This is a genomic window from Kordiimonas pumila (genome assembly GCF_015240255.1).
Taxonomy (GTDB): Bacteria; Pseudomonadota; Alphaproteobacteria; order Sphingomonadales; family Kordiimonadaceae; genus Kordiimonas; species Kordiimonas pumila.
The window spans coordinates 1,640,412-1,662,420 of the sequence record NZ_CP061205.1 but is presented as its reverse complement, the minus strand read 5'-3'; the positions used below and the strand labels follow the sequence as shown (position 1 = coordinate 1,662,420).

12 protein-coding genes are annotated in these 22,009 nt (G+C 46.8%); 6 read left to right on the top strand and 6 right to left on the bottom strand.

Annotated features, from left to right (window positions below):
• Window positions 1-58: 58 nt before the first annotated feature.
• The gene (locus ICL80_RS07050) at window positions 59-2,383 is read right to left on the bottom strand and encodes a TonB-dependent receptor (protein ID WP_194215385.1); all 2,325 of its coding nucleotides are present in this window, start codon (window positions 2,381-2,383) and stop codon (window positions 59-61) included.
• A gap of 228 nt (window positions 2,384-2,611) precedes the next feature.
• On the opposite strand from ICL80_RS07050, the gene ICL80_RS07045 reads away from it, so the two are divergent.
• The 3 genes from ICL80_RS07045 (at window position 2,612) to gabT (ending at window position 6,458) form a co-directional block, all read left to right on the top strand.
• The gene (locus ICL80_RS07045) at window positions 2,612-3,664 is read left to right on the top strand and encodes an AraC family transcriptional regulator (RefSeq protein WP_194215384.1); all 1,053 of its coding nucleotides are present in this window, start codon (window positions 2,612-2,614) and stop codon (window positions 3,662-3,664) included.
• 112 nt (window positions 3,665-3,776) lie between these two features.
• Window positions 3,777-4,955, top strand: a complete 1,179-nt coding sequence (locus tag ICL80_RS07040; RefSeq protein ID WP_194215383.1) for an MFS transporter — start codon at window positions 3,777-3,779, stop codon at window positions 4,953-4,955.
• A gap of 216 nt (window positions 4,956-5,171) precedes the next feature.
• Window positions 5,172-6,458, top strand: a complete 1,287-nt coding sequence (gene gabT, locus ICL80_RS07035; RefSeq protein WP_194215382.1) for a 4-aminobutyrate--2-oxoglutarate transaminase — start codon at window positions 5,172-5,174, stop codon at window positions 6,456-6,458.
• Between the two features lie 75 nt (window positions 6,459-6,533).
• Here the strand turns inward: gabT and ICL80_RS07030 are convergent, their stop codons facing one another.
• From ICL80_RS07030 to ICL80_RS07010, 5 genes are all read right to left on the bottom strand, one after another.
• Window positions 6,534-8,279, bottom strand: coding sequence for an amidohydrolase (locus ICL80_RS07030; protein WP_194215381.1), 1,746 nt, complete (start codon window positions 8,277-8,279; stop codon window positions 6,534-6,536).
• Between the two features lie 60 nt (window positions 8,280-8,339).
• Complete coding sequence (locus ICL80_RS07025) at window positions 8,340-10,685, bottom strand: TonB-dependent receptor (protein WP_194215380.1); 2,346 nt, start codon at window positions 10,683-10,685, stop codon at window positions 8,340-8,342.
• Between the two features lie 79 nt (window positions 10,686-10,764).
• Window positions 10,765-11,874: a class II histone deacetylase gene (locus ICL80_RS07020; RefSeq protein ID WP_194215379.1), complete on the bottom strand. Its 1,110-nt coding sequence runs from the start codon at window positions 11,872-11,874 to the stop codon at window positions 10,765-10,767.
• A 13-nt stretch (window positions 11,875-11,887) separates the two neighbouring features.
• The gene (locus ICL80_RS07015) at window positions 11,888-13,315 is read right to left on the bottom strand and encodes an amidase (RefSeq protein WP_194215378.1); all 1,428 of its coding nucleotides are present in this window, start codon (window positions 13,313-13,315) and stop codon (window positions 11,888-11,890) included.
• A gap of 170 nt (window positions 13,316-13,485) precedes the next feature.
• The gene (locus ICL80_RS07010) at window positions 13,486-16,257 is read right to left on the bottom strand and encodes a LuxR C-terminal-related transcriptional regulator (protein WP_194215377.1); all 2,772 of its coding nucleotides are present in this window, start codon (window positions 16,255-16,257) and stop codon (window positions 13,486-13,488) included.
• Between the two features lie 226 nt (window positions 16,258-16,483).
• Here ICL80_RS07010 and ICL80_RS07005 point away from each other — a divergent pair, with 226 nt between their 5' ends.
• The 3 genes from ICL80_RS07005 (at window position 16,484) to ICL80_RS06995 (ending at window position 21,978) form a co-directional block, all read left to right on the top strand.
• On the top strand, window positions 16,484-19,162 hold the full coding sequence (locus tag ICL80_RS07005) for a helix-turn-helix transcriptional regulator (RefSeq protein WP_194215376.1): 2,679 nt from the start codon (window positions 16,484-16,486) through the stop codon (window positions 19,160-19,162).
• A 162-nt stretch (window positions 19,163-19,324) separates the two neighbouring features.
• A complete protein-coding gene (locus ICL80_RS07000) occupies window positions 19,325-20,878 on the top strand; it encodes a hydantoinase/oxoprolinase N-terminal domain-containing protein (RefSeq protein ID WP_194215375.1) in 1,554 nt (517 codons plus the stop codon).
• Between the two features lie 11 nt (window positions 20,879-20,889).
• Window positions 20,890-21,978 (top strand): DUF917 domain-containing protein, encoded by a 1,089-nt coding sequence (locus tag ICL80_RS06995; protein WP_194215374.1) that lies wholly within the window; start codon window positions 20,890-20,892, stop codon window positions 21,976-21,978.
• Window positions 21,979-22,009 lie beyond the last annotated feature (31 nt).

The window sequence follows — 22,009 nt, the reverse complement described above, 5'->3', positions numbered from 1 at the left end:
GCACATATCAGGGAAAGCCTGAGGCAGGACTTATGAACTGCCTCAGGAGAACGCTATATTAGTAGCGCAAGGTTAGCTCAGCCCCGAACCATTTGGGGCGGCCCGGCATTTCCTGCAAAAAGCCCGCTGTACCGGTGAAGTCGAAGGAATAAACATTATAGTCTTTACCAAAGATATTTTTGGCAAAGGCTGCCAGTTCTACGCTTTCATTTTCACTCATCCATGAAAGCCTTGCATCAACAAGAGTATAAGCCTTTTGTTTTGAGCTTGCCGAATTGGTAATGTCAAAATAATGACTACCTTGGTGGTTAAAGCTAACAGTCGCACCAACAATACCCTTCAGGGCAGTAACCGGCTTTTCATAGTGTACAAGGCCGTTCGCGGTAAACTCAGGCGCAAGCACAGGCGTTACATCAGGGAAGTAAACACCATCAATAAAGACACCGTCAACCTGAGCATCGAGATAGCTTGCCCCTAATTGAATGGAAAGCCCTTCGGCAGGGGTTGCACCCACTTCAAGCTCCATGCCTTTATAGGTGGCATCCGAGTTTGTAATAAACTGTGAAAGGCCAGAGAAACCAAGCGCCTGAAAGTCTTTATAGTCGTAATAGAAAGCAGCGCCGTTAACGCGGAACATACCACCCGTTGAGTTCCACTTGAAACCAGCTTCATACGATGTCAGCTTTTCAGAATCGTAAGGTACATTCGCTGTTGTAAGGCCGTCTGTTGCATCAAGGAAACCGGCATTAAACCCACCAGACTTAAAGCCCCGACTAACACTTACATACAGAAGCAGATCATCGTTTGCAGCATAATCCAGCCCGACTTTACCAGACACATTATTAAAATCATTATCGTTCAGATTGCCCACAGCGCCAGCATCCAGCCCCGGTATGCCGGTACCGTTATTATTAGCCCCTGTACGGAAATCCATATAAGACTGCATACCAAGAACACCACCAAAGGCATCATTCAGAAGGTATCCTGCTGGCATAGCGTTTAGATATTCTATATGGCGTTTTTCATTGGTGTAGCGCAGACCAAAAGTAACTTTCCATTTTTCATCCAGATTATACTCAACCTGACCGTAGCCTGAAATTGACTGGGTATCCTGTGTATAATCAACATCATAGCCAATAGCAGGTAAAAGCACATCATCTGCCGTTGCCCCAAGAGAAGGCGTACCAGCGCCGAGCAAGCCATCAAACACGGTTGGGTCGGAATCAACCGCATTCGCAAAACCTGCATACCAGTTTACGAGTAGGTCAAGCTTGCCAACAACCTTGGTGTCAAAGAAGAAACCTCCCAGCACCCAGTTAAATTTATCATTACCGCCTGAAAAGGTCAGCTCTTCAGAAATTTGCCTGATATTCGCCTGAAATGTTGGTAGAATACCGCTTACTGGGCCAGCGTCTGTGTCTTCTTGGTGGAACTTGTCTGTTTTGCTGTAGGATAAAACATTCGTCACATCAACCTCGCCCCATGTGCCCTCATAGGTACCTGAAACGCCGTATGCTTCAATATTCAGGGCACCAGCGCGGTCATAAGCACCTGCATGCGTGTCGCCGTCTGTATCGCTGTATCCATAAATATCAGACACACCATCAGATGGCACATGTTGATACTGTGCGGCAATAGTGTCGGCTTTTGAGTAATAGCCTTTCAGCATTAGGTTGTGATTGTCCGCAAGCTTGAAATCAAGCAGGCCCCGAACAGCCTTACTATCAGCTTCATTACCATCACGACCAATACGGTTTTCATTATAGCCATCATGATTATTGCTTGAAAAAGAAAGCCTGCCGGAAACTGTGTCACTTAGAGGGCCACTAATAGCACCTTCCAGCTTAATCTGATTATAGCTGCCGTATGTTGCCCTTGCATAAGCTTCAAATTCATCCGTTGGCTTTTTCGAAATAAAATGAATAAGACCACCCGTTGCGTTACGGCCATAAAGTGTGCCTTGTGGCCCTCTTAAAACCTCAACACGTTCCACATCAAAAAGCTGAAATGTCATGCCCGCAAGCGCAGACACATAAACACCATCCTGATAGATCGCGATAGGAGATTCACTATTGTCATTAAAGTCATTCAGGCCAACACCACGCAGTGTAAAGGCAGGGTTATTACCTTCCCCAACAGGCGTACCAACATTCAAGCCTGGCACCTGCGCCACAATATCCACGCTATTGGTAAAACCAAGCCGCTCGATAGACTCGCCCGAAAAAGCAGTAACAGAAACACCAACATCGCTAAGGCTTTGGTCACGCTTTTGCGCCGTTACAACAATTTCTTCAAACATCTGCGCCTGCGCAGCTTGCGGTAAAGCGCTAAAGGCCACAATGGATGCAGAAGCCAACAAGGCTGCAGTAAATCTGGTATTCATATGATCTCTCCTTGATACTCAAACGCCATCTCCCCGATAGCAATATGAGCACTTCCCTGAATATTGAGTTTACACTCTTGTATTGGCGCAGGCCTAAGACCCCCAGCGACCAACTGAGAAACAGACTAAGGTCAGTTGCATAAAGTTTTATTGACTTTTTCGATCATTATATTGACAATATAGATCAATAATCATGGCACTAAATCTATAGAGGTGGCTTTACCGATCATGAAAACCCATGCCGAGTATGTAAAAGAACCTCAAATCACCACCCAGATTTTGAAAGCTATTCTGGACCAGTTGCTTGAAAGAGGCATTAGCCTGCAAAAGACACTTGACCTAGTCGGCTTGAAATGGCCCCAAATTCAAGACCCTGATGCCAAAATCCCATTAAAAAAATACATAAGCTTCTATGAAAAAGCTGCCGAGCAAGTGCAAGACCCCTATTTATCCCTGCACTTGTGCCTTGGTGTTGGGCCAGAAAGCATTGGCGCTGTGGGGTATCTTGTTATGAGTTCCCCCACACTTTATGAAGCCTTATGCTCCCTTGCCCTTTATGTGCGTGCCATTCAAGATTCTTCAGAAATGAAAGTGTTTGAAGAAGATGGTCTCGCCGGTATCAGTTACCGCATTACCGACAGCGACATATGGCCAAGACGGCAAGATGCAGAATACTCCATTGGTATCACTTACCAGCTTATACACAGTTATTTGTCAGGGCGTTTCGAGCTTGTTGAAATTCACTTTGAACATGAAAAGCCTTCTAAAAGCATGGCATTGGAGAATTTTTTCCGCTGTCCAGTTTACTACTCACAGCCTGTGAACGCTATTCATTTTGACCCAAAATACCTGCAACGGTCTTCCAACAATGCCGACAGAAGCCTGTTTCCTATACTGGAAAACTATGTGAAACGCAGCATGGATAATATGCAGCTTGGCAACCAGTCCTTTCTAGAGCAGCTTGATATAACGCTGACCAACCACTTACTGGAACAAGGCGCAACGGCCGAAAAAATAGCTGTCAGCATGGGCATTTCACCCGCGACCCTACACAGAAAAATGCGTGCATCAGGCATTAGCCTAAAAGACTTTATTGACCGCAAAAGGAATGTTCTTGCTAAAAATCATCTGCTTTATTCTGACTTAACAATAAGGGATATCGCCTTCAAAGTTGGCTTTTCAGAAAATGCCCCCTTCACACGCGCCTTTAGGCGCTGGAATGGCATCCCACCAGAACAGTATAGAAACGAGAATGCTTCAACAATTACCAGCCTACTTTGACCGATTATGTCAAGCTGATGCGTGATATTATCAAATACAGTTTTTTCCGGCAGTGTAGCCTGCTCTCTTAGCGATAAACAGAAATATGTGACAACCACGCATAGGAACAAACATGAAAGCTGGCGCAGTATATGATGTAAACAGCAACTCGGCCCGCTACTCGGCCTTTTTGTTTGGGGTAGTAGGTGTACTTGTTTTCATCGTACAACCCGGCCTTGTTCAAGGGCTTGTTAGTGTGCTGGGCATGACAGAAAAACAAGCTGGTTATATTGCCTCTGCTGAAATGGCAGGTGTCGCGCTCACAACCATTCTGATTTCATTTTTTGTTGGCAACATTAACTGGCGCAAATTAGCCTTACTATGTGTAGCTGCGGCTGTTGCCGGGGATGTTGCTTCTATTTTCTGGCTTGACCTACAGCCCCTTATGCTCTCAAGATTCATTGCCGGGCTTGGCTACGGTGGGCTCATATCTATCAGCTTTGGGGCGATAGGCCTAACACGGGAAACAGACCGCAACCTTGCGCTCTATTTGGTGTGGCTTTTGTCATACGGCGCTGTGGGGCTATTCGTAATGCCTACCGCGTTTGATATGTTCGGGTTGCAAGGCCTCTTTGCGTTCTTTGCCTTTATCACGCTTATATCAGTATACTTTGTTAAATATCTACCTGCATCACTCGATAGCCAAGGGGTACCAAGTGAGAGGGCCGTAGACCTTTCCAAAAACCTGAAAATAATCGCGATGCTTGGTGTGCTGAGTTATAATTTGGCACAAGGTATAGCGTGGGCTTACCTTTTCCTGATTGGCACTTCAGAAGGTGTCGGTGAACAAGCCGTCGCAAATGCGCTAACTATATCGCAGATTATGGGCATCGCCGGGGCGCTATTATCCGTCATGCTTGCCAACAAGGTGCGCCGCCTGCTTCCTATCACTGTTGGTATAATAGGCGGTGCTACCAGCATGGCAATCCTGCTGGCAGACTTTAATTATACCATTTATATGATAGCCGTGTGCGGCTTCAACTTTCTATGGAACATGGTGTTGCCTTTCATCCTTGCAAAAGTAGGCGATTTCGACAGGCGCGGTAATATGATGGTGTATGCTATTGCGCTTCAAATGACAGGCCTTGGCCTTGGGCCTTATCTTGGTACGCTCTTCATTGATGAAACCGGTTTTTCAAATGTTATTATTGCTTGCGTCGGTTTCTTTTTAATCAGCTATATTTTGCTTCTTATCCCCGCGCGGGCCCGGCTTACTATTTTAAAAAGCAACGCTAAAATTTCACAGCCATAAACCAGAAATTACCTGTCTGACACAAATAGTCTTGCGCGTGCATAACACGTAACAGAAATGCTAAAATATGGTACCATGGTTAAAGACCAAAGCATTACCAATACTCTCCCTAGAGTCAAAGAGCCTTCAGGGAAAGTCTGTAACAGCCCAATAAATACCACAACCAACTTACAAACATCATGATTTTAAATATTGCCTGATAGGAGGGCTTTCTAAATGACATCCAGTAATAATAGCGATCTATGGGCTCGCCGCACCGCCGCAGTGCCGCGAGGTGTGGGTACTATCCACGCCAAATTTGCAGCAAAAGCCTCTAACGCAGAAATCTTTGATGTTGAAGGCAAGCGTTACATTGACTTTGGTACAGGCATTGCGGTTTGCAACACAGGCCACGGTGACCCACGCATTACAGAAGCGGTGAAAGCGCAAATTGATAATTTTTCCCATGTTTGCTTTCAGGTAAACCCCTATGAAAGCTATGTAGAGCTTGCCGAACGCCTTAACACACTCGCACCCGGTAACACGCCTAAGAAAACCATTTTCCTCACAACCGGCGCGGAAGCAGTTGAAAATGCGGTCAAGGTTGCCCGTGTAGCAACAGGCCGGCCGGGCGTTATTGCTTTCAAAGGTGGTTTTCATGGGCGCACAATGATGGGGATGGCCTTAACTGGTAAAGTTGCACCCTATAAAGCAGGCTTTGGCCCCTTCCCTTCAGATGTGTACCATGTACCGTACCCCATTCCGTACCACGGCATTACCGAGCAAATTTCCCTTGATGCGCTTGAAGCTCTTTTCAGTGCTGATATTGAACCATCCCGTGTTGCAGCTATCATTTTAGAGCCTGTGCAAGGGGAAGGTGGCTTTTATGCTGCAAGTCCAGCCTTTATGCAGGCGATCCGCGCTTTATGCGACAAACACGGCATTCTTATGATCTGCGATGAAATCCAAACCGGTTTTGCCCGCACAGGCAAAGTGTTCGCAACAGAATATAGCGGTGTCGAGCCAGATATGATGACAGTTGCCAAAGCACTGGCCGGCGGCTTTCCGCTCTCGGGGTTGATTGGCAAGGCTGATATTATGGAAACTGTAGCGCCCGGTGGCCTTGGCGGCACATATGGCGGATCACCCCTTGGCTGTGTTGCAGGGCTCAAGGTACTTGATATTATAGAAGAAGACAAACTCTGTAACCGTGCCGTTCAAATTGGTGATATGTTCCGTGAGCGTTTACTATCTATCAAACAGTCTGGTATTGCAGCCATGGGCGACATTCGAAACCTTGGCGCGATGATTGCCCTTGAACTGGTAAAAGACGGCGACGCAAGCAAACCAGATGCAGACCTGACCCGCAAGATAGTGGCAGAGGCCGCAAGTGAAGGGCTTATCCTTCTTTCCTGCGGTGTGCGCGGCAATGTCATACGCTTCCTGCCTGCTTTAACTGCAAGTGATGCTGTTTTACATGAAGGTCTTGATATTTTGGAACGGGTTATCAAGCGCTTGGTTTAATGCACACGCCTACTCTACATACTAAAAAGCGGCCTTCAAATAGTGAAAGCCGCTTTTTCATTTCAAGCCATTAGCTTACTTTTCCAGAACCACTTTTCCCTGAAACAGAACCAGTTCAACCTTAGTTTCGGCTATATCTTCCGCAGGCGTTTTGAAAATATTATGGTCAAGCACAATCATGTCAGCCGACTTCCCAACCTTGATTGAGCCGGTCACATCATCTTTACGAAGTGCTTTAGCGCCGTCTATGGTGAATATTTCGAGAGCCTGTTCTAGGCTAATGGCCTGCTCAGGCCAAAGTGCGCCGGGTGTTTTACCATAAGGATCGCGCCGGGTTACCATTGCCTCTATACCAATCCAGGGGTTAAGCGATGGTACTGCTGCTGGCCAATCTGATCCAGCAAGCACAGGTGCGCCCGCCGCCAGCAAGTCTTTAATAGGCCAGTAGCGATCTGCCCGCTCTTTACCCAGAGCGGTTTCAATCGAGAATATAATTGGTGAAGGGTGCCACAAATAAGGCGACAGGTCAGCCACCACATTCAGAGACTTAAACCGCTTGATATCATCTGTTGTCATATAGCCCGCATGCGCAAGCTCGTGCCGCAGATCAGAACGGCCACTGATAGCGTGTGCCTTTTCAATGGCGTTCAAGGCCACATGAACAGACCTGTCACCTGCCGTATGAATTTTAACTGTGAAACCGCGTTTTTCCAACTCGGAAACATCTGTTACCAAAATATCTTCCCCCACATGCAGCATGCCGCGGTAATTGTCGGGGAAGTTCTCGTCTGGCAGGTATGGGTCCAGCATAGCTGCTGTACGCGATACAGTTGGCACACCGTCATCAAATATTTTCACGAACCGTGTATCAACAAGCGGGGAAGCATATTTACTGCTCAATTTTTCAATACGGTTATAGTCAAGGGGCACTTCACGGTGCCCGTAGGGCGTTGAAACAAGCGCTGCCACACGCAAGGTGAGTGCACCGCTTTGATCAACTGCCTGATAAGCTTTTAAAATTGGCTCGCGGGCATTCGCATCTTTAATACCGGTAATACCATACCTATTAGCAAGGCGTGCCATTTCCTTAACACCGGCAATATACTGGCTTTCACTCCAGTCCGGTAAGGCGGCTTCCATCACAACCTGAGCTTCTTCAAGCAGCAAACCGTTTGGCACAGTACTACCTGCCTCGCGCACAAATGTACCACCTGCGGGGTCTTTCGTTTCAGCTGTTACACCAACAAGTTCAAGGGCCTTGGTGTTTGCCCATCCGTTGTGGCCAGAATCGTCACTAAAATAAACAGCCTTGCCGCCAGCGTATTGATCAAGCCATTTGCGCGGTGATTCAATATCATTGTTTTCAAAGAAGTTACTGTCCCAGCGCCCGCCAATAATCCAGCCTGCATCTGGGTTTTCTGCAACACATTTTGTTAGTGTTGAAGCAATTTCATCTGCGGTTGCTGTAAATTCAAACTTGCAACTAAACAGGTTGGCGATAGCTCCGTCTGTCGGGTGGCTGTGTGCATCTACCAAACCGGGTAGTGCCACGCGCCCCATAAGGTCATGAACCTCTGTATCTGGCCCCGCCAGCTTTTTAATATCTGCACTTGTACCAAGCGCTATGAACTTTCCGTCCTTAACAGCTACAGCTTGTACAATGGGCTGTGCTGCTTCCATTGTATGAATTTCGCCGTTAATAACGATAGAATCGACCGTATCAGCAAAAGCTGTTTGCGCAGCAGATAGCGCCAACCCCAAAGCTAAAACCGCTTTAGTCAAATATTTCGTATTGGTGGATATAGTATATTTATACAACATTACCTTGCCCTCGAAGAAAAAGAGCCACGGCATTTTACCGTGGCTCGATTATCAGAATACTTAGAACTTAAATGATGCTGTAATCCCGTATGTTACAGGCATTCCCGCCATTCTCACATAGGGGCCATTACCACCAACAAACGCTGCTGGGTAATAGTATTTATTAAAGATATTACGGCCATAAAGCTTTATGCTCCAATCGCCGTCAACATCACTGATACCCATACGAGCATTAGCAAGGAAATAATCTTCTGTTGCGTATGCCAAACCTTGGGCACCGCCAGTGGTAGAATCTTTATAAATAGCATCACCTGCAACCATCATCATCAGCTTGCTTGAAATCGCCCATTCATACGTAACCGTGCTGTTAAACTGCCACTTAGGGGAATTCGCAAGCTCAAGGCCAGAAGCATCAAAGGTAACAATTGTTGGGTACACACTGTCCGTAGAGCTCACAGCTTCCCATTCAGTAATTTCCGTATCCAGATATGCGGCTCCCATATCAACTGTCAGGCCCTCTGTCGCAAGCCAGCGCACCTCAACTTCACCGCCCTTAATTTTAGATTTAGGCACGTTTGTCAGGCCCGAAATATTGCCTACAAAAGTAACAGCCGTATCCTGCTCCTGTTTGTCTTGATAATCATAATAGAAGAAAGCTGCATTCACTTGCAAACGACCTTCAGCAAGTGTTGACTTCATACCAAGCTCGTATGATATCAGGTCTTCTGGGCCGTACGGCACAAGCTGGCTGTGCGTATTGGCATTTGCGCCGTTAAAGCCACCCGATTTAAAGCCTTTAGAAATGGTACCGTAAAATAACAGATCATCTGTTGGGGCATAATCAAGTGTTGCCTTCCACATCCACTTGTTAGTAGCAATATCATCTGTAAACACAGAATACTGGCCGTAATTATCAGACCCTTCAATATCGTTATAAACAGCACATGCACCGTCTGCCACATCATCAGGAATTGGCAGGCCTGCAGGCGCAATCAAGAACGGTGTAATAATATTATTCGCGGCAAAAGCTAGTGTACCATTACGGTCATAGGTACAACCGCTCCACTCACGGTCTTCTTCAGTATAGCGTGCACCAACTGTTAGCTTGAACTTATCAGTCATTTGCCATTCAACATGACCAAACGCCGCGATAGATTCAGTCGTTTGATCATAACGGGTGTCTAGTTCTGTAATCCCTAAGGCAACTGAATAATATGAATCATTCATGAAGTAATTATAGTCTTCACTCATGTCATCTTTTGAATAATAGACCCCTGCAATCCAGCTAAGATTGGAATCGTTATTGGATGAAAGCCTAACTTCCTGAGAGAAAACTTCAATATCGGTAACATTGATATTGTTTGAATCGCGGATTTCAGCTCCATCCCAGTCATTAGCCTCTGACCGATCAAATTTATCATAGGCCGTGATTGAGGTAAGGCTCATGCCTTCAAAATCCCAATCGAGACGAGCGGAAATACCTTTCATCTCATTATCGCGGCGTGGGCGATATTCACCCGGTGTCCAGTCAGCGGCACGGTTATCGCCCAGTGAATAAGGTATTGCGCCTGCACTAATGAGGTTTTGGGTAGAATCCAGCCCTATATCCGTGCCGTCATAAGCAGTTGTTGCAAGGTTATCGGATTTATCGCGGATCAAATGCATATTTAGAAGTAGTTTTGCATTGTCGCTCAGGTCGAAGTTGATCAAACCGCGCACAGCCACTTCATCACGCTTACCAAGGGTATCGCCCTCGCGAGTTAGGCTTTGCTGCCATCCTTCACTTGACTGAACAACCTTTGCAGATAACCGGGCCTGAATACCACTAGTGATCGGGCCACTCGCGTATGTTTCTACATCCAGCACGTTAAAGCGGCTATAATCAACAGCTACACCTGCCTCAAATTCATCTGTGGGCTTTTTGCTGATAAAATTAATCTGGCCAGCCGTCGTGTTACGGCCATACAAGTCGCCTTGTGGGCCTTTCAAAACCTCTACCCGCTCCATATCAAACAGAACGCCGCGGCTCATAACAGCATAAGGAATAGCCACTTCGTCAAAGTACAAACCAACTGTGCTGGAAGCCGCCGTTGAATAATCAGAAAAACCAACACCTCGGATCGTGTAAATCGGCACTCCCGTTGCCGCCGTATTGGTAATAGTAAGGCCTGGGGTAACAAGCGCCATATCTTCCGCTGATTTCACGCCTAAGTCGTCGAGCATGTCGCCAGAAAATGCGTTAACCGTAATACCAACATCGTTGATACCCTGTTCGCGTTTTTGTGCCGTTACCGTAATTTCCTCAAGCACCATCTGTGCTGCAACAGGTGCTGTTGCTATAACGCCGGTTGTTGCCAAAGCTGTAGTCAGCAATAGCCCGCGGCAGGTTTTATAATGTGTTTTCATTTTTATACTCATTGTTTCCATCCCTTTCTGAATAGTTCGTCCCGTGAAACATCTTTTGTGCTTCGTCTTGTTGCCGTAGTTATTTTAAACGCTCCACAAGTTTGCAGGCTTCAGTAATAACTGCCTCTTGGTGGGGCTGTAGCGTCTGGCCTCCCATTCCCTCAAACAGCGGCATAAACGGATCATCTACCGCTGTTTTAATGCCGCTCAACTCTTCCATTACAGCAAGGCCGTAGAAAGGAACGGTAGGCGCATTATAACCGCCTTCATGGCTCATCACCAACCGGCCACCACATAGTTCTTCTGCGATTGTGCGCATCTTGTGGGTCAGCGATCTGTAGCCTTCGCTGTGCATCATCATACGGCCAAGCGGGTCGTGCGCACCGGCATCAAAGCCGCTTGGAACAAAGATCATATCTGGTTTAAAAGCGCGCAGCGCAGGTATAATCACCCGGTCAAAAACCGCTTCATAAGCCCCCACACCGCTACCTGCTGGCAGTGGGATATTAATATTATAATCTTCGCCCTCACCGCCGCCCGTGTCTGTCATATCGCCGGTATCAGGTGGGAAGTTCCTGTCCTGATGCACAGAAATGGTAAGCGCACGGGGGTCCTCCCAAAAAACCCGCTCCGTTCCATTACCGTGGTGAACATCCCAGTCAACATAGGCAATACGTTTAAGACCGCGTGCTTCCAGCGCATGCAGGCCAGCAATCGCGGCATTAGCCAGAAGGCAAAAGCCTTTGCCCATATCAGGTTCGGCGTGGTGGCCCGGCGGCCTAACAAGCGCATAGGCATTATCGGCTTTGCCGTCGAGCACAGCATCAACAGCGGCTATCACCCCGCCTGCTGAAAGCGCTGCAATCTCAAACCCGCCAGGCCCAAAAGGTGTTAGCATGCCAGCGTCCCCGCCCTTCGGCAGCGCGCTCTCTTCTTTTAAACGATTAATATATGCTGGGGTATGCGCACGCAGTATTTGCTCGTCTGTCGCGGGCTTTGGATCTATCCTGACCAGTTGATCATACAGGCCACTCACCTCAAGCAGATTTTTAAACCGCCTTTTAGTTTCAGGGTTTTCTGCATGAGTGCCCGGTTGAATGGGGTTCCCCGCAGGCAAAACACCTGCATGGGTGCCCGTATCATGCCACATATAAATTTCATGCCAGACAAGCCCTGTTTTACGCGTCATCTATATCTCCACTTTACTCTTTAAAAGCCGGGTATGAGCTGTGCCACGGCAAGGCCTGCTCGAGTTGCCCCGATAACTGAAACAAAATATCTTCACGCCCGAAAGGCGCAACAAACTGGTGGCCAATCGGTAACCCACTGTTGCTACGATGAAGAGGTAACGAGATTGCGGGCTGCCCTGTCATGTTATAAAGCGGCGTAAAAGCCCCGAACCCAAAGATGTGCTCGCACCATGACTGCGCCGTCCAGCCGGCGGCATTTGCATTATATGTCCCTATAGGCTGCGGCAGCAAAGATAAGGTGGGTGTCAGCAACACATCATATTTTTCAAAGAAAGGCGCAACCGTGCGGCTTACTTCGTTCATAACAGCAAAAGCTGCAAGCAAATCTGATGCACGTAATCGCTTGCCATGCTCGTAACAGGCAAGTGTTGCAGTCTCAAGCGTCTCAAGTGACGGTTTTCTAGCTGTCGCCACCGCCAGTTGGTCTATCCAGCTAGCAATGTTTGCGCACCAGATATTCATTGTTGCTTCTAAAAAACGGGCATAATCAATTTGCGGGCTGGCTTCTTCCATCCTGTGCCCAAGAGAAGCGCATGTAACAGCCGTCTTTTTCAAGCTGCTGATAATTTCAGGGTCTACAAACTGGCCGCCGTACGTGCTAGAGGAATATGCAATTCTTAGGTTCCCCGGTGCCTTCGTAACACATTCTAAATATGGCATTGTCGGGCGCGAAATCTGGTATGGGTCACCGCTTGCTGGCCCTTCCGTTGCATCAAGTACGGCCGCACTATCTCGCACCGACCGTGTTACAACATGCTCAATACCCAGACCGTTAAGGCCGTCTGCAGCTTCCGGCCCAATGGGCGTACGCCCCCGTGTGGGCTTTAAACCCACTAAACCGCAACATGCGGCGGGTATACGGATTGAACCACCACCGTCATTTGCATGCGCAATAGGCACCATGCCTGCTGCCACAGCAGACGCTGCGCCACCGCTTGAGCCACCCGTCATCAGGCTTGTATCCCATGGGTTCCGGCTTGGGCCGTTTAACACTGATTCTGTAGCAACATTAAACGCCATCTCAGGAACGGCTGTTCGCCCCAATGTATTAAACCCTGCGTCTTTGAACCGCGCCATCAAGTCGGTATCAAAAGGGGCAACCAACCCTTGCGCTAAACGAGACCCCATCTCACACTTGCGGCCTTCACTGTGCAGAACCACATCCTTAATCAGAAAAGGGACCCCCTTAAACGGCCCATCTGCCAGATCTGGTGCATCTGGCGTATCATCAAACACCTCCAAAACCACATTTAATGAGGGATTGAGCGTATTTATGGCGGTACGTGCAGTTTCTGCCAACTCGTCAGCACTGACTGTTTTCTTTCGAACCAGTTCCGCGAGACCTAAGCCATCATACTGAATATATTCAGAAAATTTCACCCTGTGCCCACCCTAAAATAAGAATTACAGGCATTTTGCGCCTTATTTTCAGGAAGAATGGCAAAACGGGAAAAAGAACACCCGACCCAAAAGTAGGGAACCTTTAAAAAAAACATTACCACCCGAAAGTATGGGTGGCTTCTTATAGGTGGTAGGTAGAGGTGTAAAATTTATATCAGGTTGAGTTCTTGAGCGGTCAGAACGGCAGACGTACGATTTTTAACGTCTAGTTTTTCAAACAGGTTTTTAATGTGCCACTTGACGGTATTTTCTGCGATTTTCAAGTGTAGACCAATTCTTTGGTTCGAATAGCCTTGAGATAACAATCTTAAAACTTCGCTTTCTCGGTCGCTCAACGGTTCTAATATTATCGCAGTTTCAAAAAAACTATTAGGTCCCTTATGAGGCGGTGTTTTCGCGGATTGAAGTAACAATGCATCTTCAGCATCAAATGCTGAAATCAACACACGAACATATGACCCTAAAGATGGTATAGGTGCATTATTTTGCTGATCTTCTGCACTTTTCTGCCAATTGAGCAAAAGCTTTTTAAGAACGGCTCCTTCATCCACAAACAACCGGATATATTTTTCTGGAGCGGCATGTAATAGGGCTTCTGTCAGCATTTTTTGTGCGGCGATCGTATCGCCTTTCAAGGCGTAAGCCTGCACCAGTAAAACCATTATTTCAAGCAGACGCCTATACCGTTTTACTGACGCCGCGAAACCAAGCAAACTCTGAAGCAAAAGGATAGCCTGATCCGTTTTACCAAGAGCAATTAAAAGCCGGGCCTTGGTAAGATAGCGGACACACTTTATTCGGTCCCAACTTTGCAAGCCTAAATCCTGTTCTTGTATATCTACATTGATACCAACAAGGCGAGAACGGCTAATGGCTTCTTCAATTTTACCATCGGCTATAAGCTGCACCGCATATTCATATTCCGTTAGAACATGCAAACGGTGCAATTGTTCCTGATCGCAAATTTTATGCGCCGCTATAAGAGGACTGTATATTTTATCACTTAAACCAAGGATGCGGTTAATGCGTGCAAGCAAGGTATAGCCAACAATAGGTGCCTCTGCCTGACCGCACTCTTCCACCAAACCAATATTTTCATTCAGCAGGCGTGCTGCTTCTGGAACCTTGCCCCATTCATAGAGAACCATTCCCTGATAGAGCCTGCTAACAGCTATGGCAGGCGAATTTGGTAAATTATCATCCCCCGCCATTGTCTCAGCATGTACAAAATATTCATAAGCTTTTTGAAGGTGGCCCTGCGCCATCTCAGAAATGCCACTAAAACAATCGGCATAAACAATACCATAAATGGAATTTATACGCGTGTGGGCAACGCGAGCCTCCAATAACGCTTCTTTAGCAACATCAAACTTATTAAGCGATATGCAGGCATATCCCAGAATATTTTTCATGGCCCCATGCATAAAGCCGCCCTGATCGAGATCAATTTCCAAGGGCACAGAAGCGTATTTTTCTGCTTGCATCACATCATCTGCCGCTACTGCAATACCTGCATTAATAACTTTAATTTCCTGTTTAAGCCGAAGCAAATAACGCTCAGAGAACAACCCCGCCTTTTCAGCTTTTTCAATGTTTTTTTCTGCTCTGTAGCTCGCGCTTGCAGCCTCAATAGGGCGGCGCATGTGAAACAGAGCATAGCCCTCATAAATGGTAATAATGGGTCTACTCTGCACAAAGTCTGCAGGAATCTTTTTAACCCAATCTAGTACTAGTGGCATATGGCCGCGCCGTATAATATTTACGGCATGTTTTTCTACCAAATCCGCCAAATAATCAAAGTCACCACTTTCATGCGCCAGCGAAACAGCATCAATAATCAAGCCATTTTCGGCAAACCACTGGCTAGCCTGTAGCCGCAGCGACGCTATCTTGCTTTTGTGCTCACGCCCAAACTGGCTCAGCAAAAAATCCCTAAACAGATGATGGTACCTAAACCAGCCCCGGCTTTGGTCAAGTGGTACAATAAAGAGGTTATTATCCTCCAGATATTCAAGCGTTTCCTGCCCTACCAGCTGACCCGTAAGAACTTCTGCAATTTCTGCGTTAAACCTATCCAAAACAGATGTATAGAGCATGAAGGTTCTTACCGGTTCTGGCTGATTGGAAAAGACGTTGGTTGCTAGAAAATCCACCACATCACGACTACGACCAGAAAACTGCTTAAGGAACGTTTCTTCAAGGTGTTTGTCGCGCACAGCAAGCGACACCAGTTGCAGCCCAGCAGCCCAGCCTTCCGTTGATTGAATAAGCCTGTTCAGGCTTGCTTCTGAAATTTCAAGTCCACCCTTATCTTTCATAAACTCGGTAGTTTCTGCGTCTGAAAATCTCAAATCCTGCTCAGAAAGAACAAGGAGTTCGTCGTGCACCTTAAGGGTAGCAAGTGGCAACTGCGGCCTAACGCGGCTCGCCAGCACAAAATGAATATTCTCGGGCGCTAAGCCTATAAAACTTTCCATTAACCGGCCAGTGCCAGCACCGTCTGCATAGTGGTAATCATCCAGAAACAAAGCCACACTTTGCTCTACCCCTGCCAACTCATTTATCAGTGCGGTAAGAACAGCCATAAACCGGTTCTCAAGTTTATTTTGCAATAAACTCTCAGCGGTTTCGCCTTTTATAATGCCGCTCTTCCTAAAGGCTTCAATAAGGTACCTTAAAAACTGGCCTTCCTCTTGGTCATATGCATCCAGCGATATCCATGCTGTTGCCATACCTTGCGAGCTTAATAGTTGATACGCTTCAGACATAAGGGTAGTTTTGCCAAAACCTGCACCCGCAGAAATTAGCGTTACCCGTCGCAGCACATCTTTACGCATTAAACGCTCAAGCTGAGGCCGTTTTACCCGCACAGACCTGTTGCCCGGTGGGGATAGCTTTGTAATTATCAGCTCTGTGATCATACCCCGCTACCAACACAAGTTAACCCGACTATTATTAAATACCCTGTTTTCTTATCAGAACAAGGTCAAACACTGCTTGCAAGGCCACTTTGGCCACATTTGCACATTCCGGCAGCGTATCGAACACTGTGGCCATATTGCCCTAACAGATTAGGCATGGTACATCACGGACAAAGGCAGCTTAGCGACCTATAATAAACAAGCCCTTAGCAAAAGGCAGTCTGGCGTGGAAAAAACAGATAGCACCAATAGAATACCCAATTGGCTTGTTGGTGCCAAAGTACGCCCCCCACGAACTGGCATTCAGGAAGTTTTACGGCAATCATCAACACCTTCAAGCCATGCAGCCCTCCTAACATATATTGAGGCTCCCGCAGGATACGGTAAAACAACCCTGCTTGCCCAGCACCGGCAGCAAAAGCTGGCCAATGAGGATATGCGAGTAGCATGGTTTACCATATCTGCCGATGATACATACCTCACGTTTGTAGAATACTTAGCATTCAGCTTTGCGAATAACGGCCTTGATATACCTGCCACATTTTTTGATGGTTTGCTGGATAGTTCTGACCCTGCCCATTTTCTCAATGTGCTTATTGCTGCCATCGAGCGCGATGCCAATGAATGGCAGCTTATTCTCGATGACCTTGAAAATGCTGGCGATGATATATGCCGCGCTATTGAACAGATGTTATCCATATGTCCTGAAAACATTACATTCCTTATGGCGGGCAGGAAGAACCCTGGCATCGGTTTATCTATCTACAAACTACAAGGGCAATTATCCGAGCATACACCCGATACACTTTGTTTTTCTAAAATAGAAATACACTCTTTGGTAGGTGATCGTATTTCCATTGAAGATGCAGAAAAAATCCATAATACAACACTCGGCTGGCCAATCGCCGTTCAGATGGTCAATATGGATATTAAAGCCGGAAAAACAGTTGATACTGCACTTTCAAGACTACGGTATCCTTCAGAAACAGCATCGCTTTATATTAAAGAACAGATTGACCAGCGTTTATCACCTGCTATCAGGAACATGCTCCTAGATGCCTCTATTCTGGAATGGCTAGAACCAGAAGCGCTAAACTTTGTAGTTGGTGCCCATAATATACTTACCCACATGGATGAATTGGGTGAGGTGAGTTCCCTTATCAGCAATATGGAAGGCAACCATGAAACATACCGGCTTCACCCATTGCTGCGTGAATTTTTGCAAAGTGCTCTGCACCGTGAAGCACCTGAGCGTTATAAAGAAATACAACGTAAAACTTCTGTTTGGATGTGCCAACAGAACCATCTTCGATTAGCGCTCACACACGCACAGTGTGCCGAAGACAGCAATCTTATTGGTGAAACAATAGAACACTTCGGGGCCATGCAGATTTTTGTTAGAGAAGGCGTTTCTCGGGCTTTTGACGCCGAACACTTTTTAACAGATGAAATATTGATCAACTTCCCTCGTGTCGCACTGTTGCAATGTGGTATTCACAGTAAAAAAGGCCGATTGGCAGAAGCCATAAACCTGTATCAAAAACTTGGCCCTATAACATCTGATTATCAATGTGACAGAGAGGGCGGTAACACAGCAGCCTTTCTGCTCGAAGATGCTTTATGTAAACCATTTATTGCGCATTACTGTTGCCAGCCCCTTGATAAGCTCGACTGTGATGAACCCAATAGACTATCTGAAAAAGACAGCACGTCACCTTTGGTTGCTGGTGCCTTAAATAATATATTATGCATGACATGGTTTGTGAAAGGCGACCTGCCAAACGCCAATAATGCCGGTATAAAAGCTAGGCGCTATTATGAAACGGCATCCTCCAATTACGGCATTATGTTCATTGACCTTCATGAAGGATCCATTGCCTTGAACCGCGGCGATATAGCAAAAGCCAATGAGCTATATTCCGCCGCCAAAAGCAAACAGCGCCAATATTTTAAAAATGACACAGGTGCCCACCTTGTTGTTGATATTCTTATGGCTGAACTGGCCACAAGCCAAGGTGACCTGGCAAATGCTGATAAATTTTTTTATGGCCTTTCCAAAAGACTCATCGCCAGTGAAGCATGGTTTGATATATATGGTATCGCTGTAGAACAGATTCTTGACTATATGCTATACCGAAGTAAAATTTCGGTGGCACTTGCCTTTATCGAAGATATGATTACCTACGCAGAAGCAGAGCAACTCCTCGCCTTACAGCCTATTCTATCCCGACAAAAATTATTATTACAAAGCCTGAGTACAGATGAGCCGCTTGCAGTTCATTATCCTGACAGTAAAGAATCTATCCTAAACACTTTACACCAAAATTTATGGCGTGAAACAGAACTACAAACCCTTACGCTATACCGCATCTATGCCCGGCAGCCAGAAAAAATACCTGAGCTATCAGGCCTTGCCAACAGTGTTGCTGCGTATTTCCAAAGCAAGGGCCTTCGTGTGCCTACAATCCGTATCTTGGTGACTGCCGCCGTGTCACAGTGGGTTTGTGGCAACCATGAAATAGCTGCAGACCACCTCAAACAAGCTATGCCCCTCATTATGGATTCAGGATTTTTATGGCCGTGCATCATGCACGCAGATACCCTTGACGCAATTCTGGACCATATCGAAACAATGGAACCCACAGCCCCCGTTACAGAATGGAAAACTTTCCTCAGCAAACAGGAAGATACATCTGTTAAAGGCCCTCTCTTTAGCCCAAGGGAAGTAGATGTACTGAAGCATTTGGTTCAAGGAAAACAGGATAAAGTTATTGCTCGCGAGCTGGGCGTCACAGAGCATGCTGTTAGATACCACCTAAAAAATATTTATGCCAAAGCACAAGTTTCAAACCGCTATGAAGCCATTACAACTATTCAGGCTTCGGGGATCTTATCCAACCGATGACAACCGTAAACCTACTAACATCAGTAGGTTTAAACCCGAAAACCTCCAGAATGCTAACCTACCGTTTTTTAACAGAAATCTATTAAGATACAGCTTTGCTTTCGCTGCGACCTCACCGCTACACTTCAGATAGTTAAAGTGTAAATCTGAGGTATTTTTGTTATGCGGATTGGTGTTGATGTTGGTGGTACAAATACTGATGCTGTACTCATGGATGGGCGTAAGATACTCGCCTCTGAAAAGCAGCCTACAACTGAAAATGTAAGTGACGGTATTGTTGCCGCTATCAAGGCCTTGTTTACTACGTCAGGTGTGGCCCCCACCCTCATTAAAAATGTGATGATTGGCACAACTCATTTCACCAATGCCTTTGTAGAGCGCAAAGGCTTGCTTGAAGTGGGTGTTATTCGCATTGCATTGCCTGCGACCAAGGGCGTAGCTCCCATGATTGACTGGCCGGAAGATATTGCACAGTCAATAGGGCACCACTGTTATATGATTGAAGGCGGCTACCAGTGTGATGGTTCCCTAAATGCACCTTTAGATGAAAAAGCTCTCCTGCAAGCGGTAAAAGAAATTGGCAAAAAAGGACTAAAAACAGTCGCTGTTACCGGCTTATTTTCCTCGGTTAACGCCTCTATGGAAGAGCGTGCCAAAGACATTATTCTAAACGAACTACCAGATATTTCTGTGACGCTTTCATCCACAATTGGCCGTATTGGGCTGCTAGAGCGCGAAAATGCCAGCATTATGAATGCGAGCCTTGCGCATATGTCTGCACGGGTTGTGAAATCATTTTCTGACGCGCTGAAAAGACTAAACATAACAGCACCTTTTTACATTAGCCAAAATGACGGCACCTTAATGAGCGCTGAGTATGTTGAAAAATACCCAGTACTAACTTTTGCGTCTGGGCCGACAAACAGTATGCGCGGCGCGGCTTATTTATCCGGTTTGAAGGATGCTATCGTCGCAGACATAGGCGGCACAACAACAGATATTGGCATGTTATCAAACGGGTTTCCGCGCGAATCAACCGTACCAGTGGACATTGGCGGCGTCAGAACGAATTTTAGAATGCCTGATATTTTAGCGATTGGCCTTGGTGGCGGCAGCATCATTAAAACCGGAGACGCTCTTACAATTGGTCCAAAGTCTGTTGGGTATAAACTGCTTCAGGACAGCCTTGTTTTTGGCGGGCAAACCCTCACCACAAGCGACATTGCTGTTGCAGCCGGATATGCCGATTTCGGCGATAAATCGCTTGTAAAGCACTTACCTGCCAAAACAATAGCCGATGCAGTGGCAGAAATTCACGCCCTTATTACAGAGGGCGTTGACCGAATGAAACTAAGCGCCGAACCAGTGCCACTGGTTCTTGTGGGCGGCGGTTCTATTCTCGTTAATCAAAAAATACCGGGCACATCCAATGTTATCACGCCAGAACATGCCAGTGTAGCCAACGCTGTTGGGGCGTCTATCGCGCAGATCGGCGGCGAAATAGACCAAGTTTATTCTTATGATGAAGTTGGCCGGGAAACCGCCTTGAAAACAGCAAAAGATTTGGCCGTACAAGCCGCCATTAGCGCAGGCGCCGTGCCAGATAGCATCATCGTAACCGATATGGAGGAAGTCCCGCTTGCCTATGTTCCAGGCGGCGCTGTTCGTGTCCGGGTGAAAGTAGCTGGCGATTTAGCGATGGAAGACAATTCATGAGTAAAAGTTCGATGAAATTTGACAAAAAAAGCCTTGAAGACTTTGCACGCGGAGCAGCATTCCTTGGTACAGGCGGCGGCGGAGATCCCTATATTGGCCGCTTACTTGCCCAGCAAGCTATTGCGGAATATGGCGCCCCTGAAATAATTGATGCCGATAGCCTTGATGATGATGCACTCATCCTACCAATCGCCATGCTCGGCGCCCCCACTGTGCTCGCTGAAAAAGCGGCGTGCGGCGACGATATAGACTTAGCTCTAAAACGCCTTTCTGAAGAACTAGGCCGCAAACCTGACGCCCTTATCCCGATTGAAATTGGCGGCATTAATTCTACCCTGCCTATTATGGCAGCGGCGCGTGCTGGCCTGCCTCTGGTAAATGCAGATGGCATGGGCCGCGCTTTCCCTGAAATTCAAATGGTTAGCTTTAATGTTTATGGCTGCTCAGCAACCCCGCTTGCCGTTGTTGATGAACATATGAATTCGGTCATTGTTCGGGCCTCTAGTGCCCAAAAAGCGGAAAGCCTTGTTCGGGCGATCGCCGTGTCTATGGGCATGTCTGTTATGATCAGTTGCTACCCTTTATCAGGCAAACAGGTAAAAGCGTATGCTGTTAAAAACACCCTTAGCCTTGCTACAGGCATTGGTCAGGCAATTGCGGATGGGCGCAAGACAGGATCACCGATTGAAGCTCTCTTAGGCTTTCTGAAAACCACAGAATACTACCGCCACTGCAAGGTATTGTTTGATGGAAAAATCACTGATTTAAGACGTGAGACCACCCGTGGTTTTTCCATCGGGCACTGTATCATGACCGAACTTAATGGTTCGGGCCGCGAAATGTCTGTTGAGTTTCAGAATGAAAACCTTGTTGCCCGTATCGACGGCACTGTCTGTGCCATCGTGCCAGACCTTATTTGTATTGTTGACCGCGAAACGGCAGAACCCCTGCCAACTGAAGCCCTTAAGTACGGCCAGCGGGTCAAGGTCATAGGTGCCAGTGTGCCACCCATTATGCGCACCCCCGAAGCTCTGAATGTTTTTGGCCCCCAAGCCTTTGGGATCAATGAACCTTTCACACCTATCGAAGAATTCAAATAACCACTTGTTAGTAGATGTCAAAAAAACCGAT

Excerpts from the sequence above, each read along its gene's own strand:
- ICL80_RS07050 (WP_194215385.1), bottom strand. The coding sequence starts at position 2,383 with ATGAATACCAGATTTACTGCAGCCTTGTTGGCTTCTGCATCCATTGTG.
- ICL80_RS07045 (WP_194215384.1), top strand. The coding sequence starts at position 2,612 with ATGAAAACCCATGCCGAGTATGTAAAAGAACCTCAAATCACCACCCAG.
- ICL80_RS07040 (WP_194215383.1), top strand. The coding sequence starts at position 3,777 with ATGAAAGCTGGCGCAGTATATGATGTAAACAGCAACTCGGCCCGCTAC.
- gabT (WP_194215382.1), top strand. The coding sequence starts at position 5,172 with ATGACATCCAGTAATAATAGCGATCTATGGGCTCGCCGCACCGCCGCA.
- ICL80_RS07030 (WP_194215381.1), bottom strand. The coding sequence starts at position 8,279 with ATGTTGTATAAATATACTATATCCACCAATACGAAATATTTGACTAAA.
- ICL80_RS07025 (WP_194215380.1), bottom strand. The coding sequence starts at position 10,685 with ATGAAAACACATTATAAAACCTGCCGCGGGCTATTGCTGACTACAGCT.
- ICL80_RS07020 (WP_194215379.1), bottom strand. The coding sequence starts at position 11,874 with ATGACGCGTAAAACAGGGCTTGTCTGGCATGAAATTTATATGTGGCAT.
- ICL80_RS07010 (WP_194215377.1), bottom strand. The coding sequence starts at position 16,257 with ATGATCACAGAGCTGATAATTACAAAGCTATCCCCACCGGGCAACAGG.
- ICL80_RS07000 (WP_194215375.1), top strand. The coding sequence starts at position 19,325 with ATGCGGATTGGTGTTGATGTTGGTGGTACAAATACTGATGCTGTACTC.
- ICL80_RS06995 (WP_194215374.1), top strand. The coding sequence starts at position 20,890 with ATGAAATTTGACAAAAAAAGCCTTGAAGACTTTGCACGCGGAGCAGCA.